Raw genomic sequence first — 4,623 nt, forward strand, 5'->3', positions numbered from 1 at the left:
AGCCCGAACAGACCCGTTCCTCGGCAAACCTGCGATCCACACTGGTCTGGATTTCAAAGCACCTCGCGGAACCTCAGTCAAAGCAACCGGCACCGGCATTGTCTCACTCTCACGATACAACGGCGGCTATGGCCTTTCCGTAGAAATCGTACACGACAATGGTCTCGTCACCCGCTACGCCCACATGCACAAGCTACTCGTTAGCGAAGGGCAACGCATCAATATGGGCGATGTCATCGGGACTGTCGGCAATACGGGCCGCTCAACAGGCCCTCACCTCCACTACGAGGTGCGCCTCAACGGTAAGCCAGTCAACCCAATGCGCTTCATCCGCACCGGCAACAGGCTAGCTGCGATTTTCAAACCCAAAAAACAAACCAAAATAGCACTCAATCTGCCTTAAGACCATTCGCAACACAAAAAGCCCCGAAACTGAGTTCCGGGGCTTTTCTAATTCATTACAGAAGATAAGGCTTAGTCGAGATCTTCAACCGCGGCAGGCGCGTTGCCGAATGCACGGTGCGCCAGCGTTGCTTCCATGAATTTATCCAGATCGCCATCCAGAACGTCAGAAGGCGCAGTGCTTTCCACGCCAGTCCGCAGGTCCTTCACAAGCTGATATGGCTGCAGAACATAAGAGCGGATCTGATGCCCCCACCCGATATCAGTCTTGGAAGCAGCATCCTTGCTCGCCTGATCTTCACGGCGCTGCAACTCAGCTTCATAAAGACGCGCACGAAGCATGTCCCACGCAGTTGCGCGGTTTTTATGCTGTGAACGCTCACTCTGACACTGAACTACAATACCTGTTGGATTGTGCGTAATACGAACAGCAGAGTCAGTCGTGTTCACGTGCTGACCACCAGCACCAGAGGCACGATAGGTATCAATGCGGCAATCGCTTTCGTTGATCTCGATATTGATGCTGTCATCAATAACCGGATAAACCCAGACGGACGCAAAGGACGTATGACGACGTGCATTGGAGTCATATGGCGAGATGCGAACAAGACGGTGAACGCCCGCTTCGGTCTTCATCCAGCCGTAAGCATTCTCACCTTTAACAAGCAAAGTTGCAGACTTGATGCCCGCTTCTTCGCCGTCATTGTATTCCATCAGCTCGACCTTATAGCCGTGCTGCTCACCCCAACGGCGATACATGCGCAGAAGCATGCTGGCCCAGTCCTGACTTTCAGTACCGCCCGCACCGGAATTGATCTCGATATACGTATCATTTCCGTCGGCTTCACCAGAAAGCAAGGACTGCAACTGCAGCTTATTGACCTGTTCCAGCATAGCTTTCAAAGCAGCTTCAGCCTCGTCAACAACGGACTGATCATCTTCCATCTCGCCCATCTCAATCAGTTCCTGATTGTCAACGAGATCCTGCTCAAGCTTGCGAACACCGCCAATGCTGTCATCCAGCTGCTGACGTTCACGCATCAGTTTTTGCGCATTCGTCGGGTCATTCCAAAGATTTGGATCTTCAGAAAGTGCATTGAGTTCATCTAGACGGACAAGTGCAGTGTCCCAGTCAAAGATGCCTCCTCAGCAGGCTTATGGCCTGCTTGATTTCGTCGACGATGGCCTCCATTTCGGCGCGCATCGGATACCTCACTTTTTTGAAAAACAACTGTGCAGTCAATAACACTGCGTCGGGTGCGAACATAATCGCAGCAAACGATTTCCGCAATCAGCCAGACCACAGAAACTGTGGGCTGGTCATGCAGTTAGCAAGACCAGCCCATGAAGTTTTTAGTAAAGTCCACCTGTGCCGGACATAACGGCGCGCCCGGCTTCCGGAGACAGATCCTGACGGATACCAATCTCGTCCTGGAAGCCGATGACAGAGTAACTGTCTGGTGGCGATGTGCCTGGCTTGAAGGATTCCAGAATAGTACCAGGAGCTCCGGCACCGGCCCGCAGACCAGTACGGCGGTTGATAGATACCAGGCGCAATCCGCTTGGAACACGGAACTCCAATGGAGGCGCATCCTTCAGAGCATCTTTCATGAAGGCCGTGAAAATTGGCGCAGCAACCTGACCACCAGTCGCACCGCGGCCCATTTTGCGCGGAGTATCATATCCAACGAACACACCTACAGTCAGTTCTGGCGTAAAGCCAACGAACCATGCATCACGCTCATCATTGGTGGTACCAGTTTTACCAGCAACAGGACGGCCAACAGCTTTAACACTTGTCGCCGTACCACGCTTGACCACGCCTTCCATCATGGACGTGATCTGATAGGCAGTCATAGGATCAAGCACTTGCTCACGAGTATCAATAAGCTCAGGTTCTCCCTGATTGCTCCAATACTCTTCGGAGCAGTCTGTGCAAACAAGCTGATCGTTCTGATAGATAGTCTCACCATAACGGTTCTGGATACGGTCAATCAGAGTAGGCTGCACTCGGCGCCCGCCATTGGCCATCATGGAATAAGCTGCTGTCATGCGCATCACAGTGGTTTCGCCTGCACCAAGAGACATGGAGAGCACCGGCATCATATTGTCATCGATGCCAAAACTGCGTGCATATTCAGCAACCAGATCCATGCCCATGTCCTGAGCAAGTCGAACAGTCATCACGTTACGGGACAGTTCAATACCAGTACGCAGAGTAGACGGACCATAGAACTTGCCACCATAGTTCTGTGGTTTCCATGGATCCTGCCCCGGTCCTTGTTCAATCTCAACAGGCGCATCGAGCACCACTGAAGACGGCGTATAGCCATTATCCAACGCAGCCGCATAGACGAACGGTTTGAACACAGAGCCCGGCTGACGCCAAGCCTGCGTCGCACGGTTAAATTGGCTTTCGGCGTAACTAAAGCCACCAACCAGCGCCACAACACGGCCAGTATTCGGGTCCATGGCAACAATGGCGCCTGAAACCTCAGGCACCTGCCGCAGCACATACTTGCCACTCGCCTGACGCTGCACGTAAATCACGTCGCCCGGGCTTAATACTTCCTGCACATTGCGAGGAGCACGCCCATTGACGCGAGCCCATTTCATATCACTCAGGGAGAGATCTGCACGGACACGCTCAGTAGAAAGTTTCCGGTTTGCCATGCGCTTTGGACGAAGACCTACAACGGCCTTCTGATTACTCACAGACAGAACCACCGCACTCGTCCACTCAGGGACATCGTTCAGCGTCTGAACTTTAGCTAGAGCCGCGCCCCAGTCGCTGGAGGTGATTTCAATCGTGCTGATCGGACCGCGCCATTTACCGCGCTTATGGTCAAAATCTACCAAACCGTCACGCAGCGCCTTACGCGCCTTCAGCTGCATGTCAGGATCAAGGGAAGTACGAACGGACAGACCGTCCTCATAAAGCTTCTCTTCACCGTACTGACCGGCCAACTGGCGTCGCACAGCCTCAGAGAAATACTCAGAGCCTTTCACGAGGTTACCGGTTGGACGCAGTTTTACGTCAAGAGGCTTAGCCTTCGCTTCAATACCTTCCTGAACTGTCACGTAACTGTTCTCAACCATACGGTCGATAACCCAGTTCCGGCGTTCAATCGCACGGTCTCTGTAGCGGTATGGGTGATAGTTGGACGGGCCTTTAGGAACCGCAGCGAGATATGCAATCTCTTCAAGCTCAAGCTCGTGAACAGATTTATCAAAAAGGATCAGGGAAGCAGCACCAACACCGTAAGCGCCGACACCGAGATAAATCTCATTCAGATAAAGCTCAAGGATCTCTTCTTTCGTAAACGCTTGCTCGATACGCAAAGCAAGAAGCGCTTCTTTGATCTTGCGCTCATACTTCTGCTCACCGGTCAAAAGGAAGTTCTTTGCAACCTGCTGAGTAATCGTGGACGCTCCAACAAGGCGGCGCCCAGACCCACTGTTACGAACGTTTGTGATCACCGCACGGCCAATGCCCCACGGGTCGATCCCGATGTGTTCATAAAAGTTCTTATCTTCAGCAGATAGGAAAGCTTGCTTCACACGGTCCGGAATAGCCTGAATCGGAATAAACAAACGCCGTTCACGCGCGAACTCATACATAAGATGACCATCAGCAGCATGCACACGTGTCATGACTGGCGGCTCATAATCCTTCAGCGCGGTATAGTCCGGCAGATCCTTGGTTATGTCATTGAGATAAATCCACAATCCGGCGGCTGCAATCAGCCCCAGAACAACTGAAATCCCAAAGAGATATCCAATGAACTTTAAAAATAATCTCATATTCGGGCTCGTTTGCTTTCCCGCTAAGAATGTTCGTGTCGTGAAGCCAGCATTCCAGAGCCAGTTTCAAACGCCGTTCCTGATGCATTTCCCGTTAAGGGTCAAGAGGTCTCGCCCTGAATGAATGCAGCAGAATCGAATCCAGACTTCACTGTTACAGTTTGGCACTCAATCGCTTTTCATTATGGCAAAGCTGAGGCAGGAACTTAGTCTTTATCCCACTGCAGCAGCGACATATACGCACCCGAAAAACAATCACACCAAACAGCTATTGCTGCGCAATTCTAGCCCGAAAGAAACCGTTCGTCGCTTGAACAATCGCATCCGACACGCGTTCCCGCCACTCATCAGAACCTAACATTTTCTCATCCAGATTATTGGAAAGAAATCCAAGTTCAATCAAAACAGACGGAACAT

General features: G+C 51.8%; 4 protein-coding genes. 1 reads left to right on the plus strand and 3 read right to left on the minus strand.

From position 1 onward, the window contains the following. Nucleotides 1-403, plus strand: a 403-nt coding sequence (locus PPL9_RS33090) for a M23 family metallopeptidase (protein ID WP_208989197.1), incomplete at its 5' end; no start/stop codon positions are given. Nucleotides 404-474: 71 nt separating this feature from the next. Here PPL9_RS33090 and prfB read toward each other — a convergent pair. From prfB to PPL9_RS31135, 3 genes are all read right to left on the minus strand, one after another. Next, nucleotides 475-1,606, minus strand: a protein-coding gene (prfB, locus tag PPL9_RS05770) for a peptide chain release factor 2 (RefSeq protein ID WP_152986604.1) whose coding sequence is annotated in 2 segments (ribosomal slippage) — nt 475-1,536 and nt 1,538-1,606 — 1,131 coding nt in all. Because the reading frame shifts where the segments join, the coding sequence is not laid out codon by codon here. A gap of 149 nt (nt 1,607-1,755) precedes the next feature. Beyond that, nucleotides 1,756-4,206 (minus strand): penicillin-binding protein 1A, encoded by a 2,451-nt coding sequence (locus PPL9_RS05775; RefSeq protein ID WP_057461803.1) that lies wholly within the window; start codon nt 4,204-4,206, stop codon nt 1,756-1,758. A gap of 268 nt (nt 4,207-4,474) precedes the next feature. Beyond that, entirely contained in the window at nt 4,475-4,609 is a 135-nt protein-coding gene (locus PPL9_RS31135; RefSeq protein WP_244273356.1) for an N-acetylmuramoyl-L-alanine amidase, read from the minus strand. Nucleotides 4,610-4,623: the final 14 nt, after the last annotated feature.

The sequence above is a fragment of the Pseudovibrio sp. POLY-S9 genome (assembly GCF_001431305.1).
GTDB lineage: Bacteria > Pseudomonadota > Alphaproteobacteria > Rhizobiales > Stappiaceae > Pseudovibrio.

Bases quoted from the DNA above. Each gene is read 5' to 3' on its own strand.
- PPL9_RS05775 (WP_057461803.1), bottom strand. From the start codon at position 4,206: ATGAGATTATTTTTAAAGTTCATTGGATATCTCTTTGGGATTTCAGTT.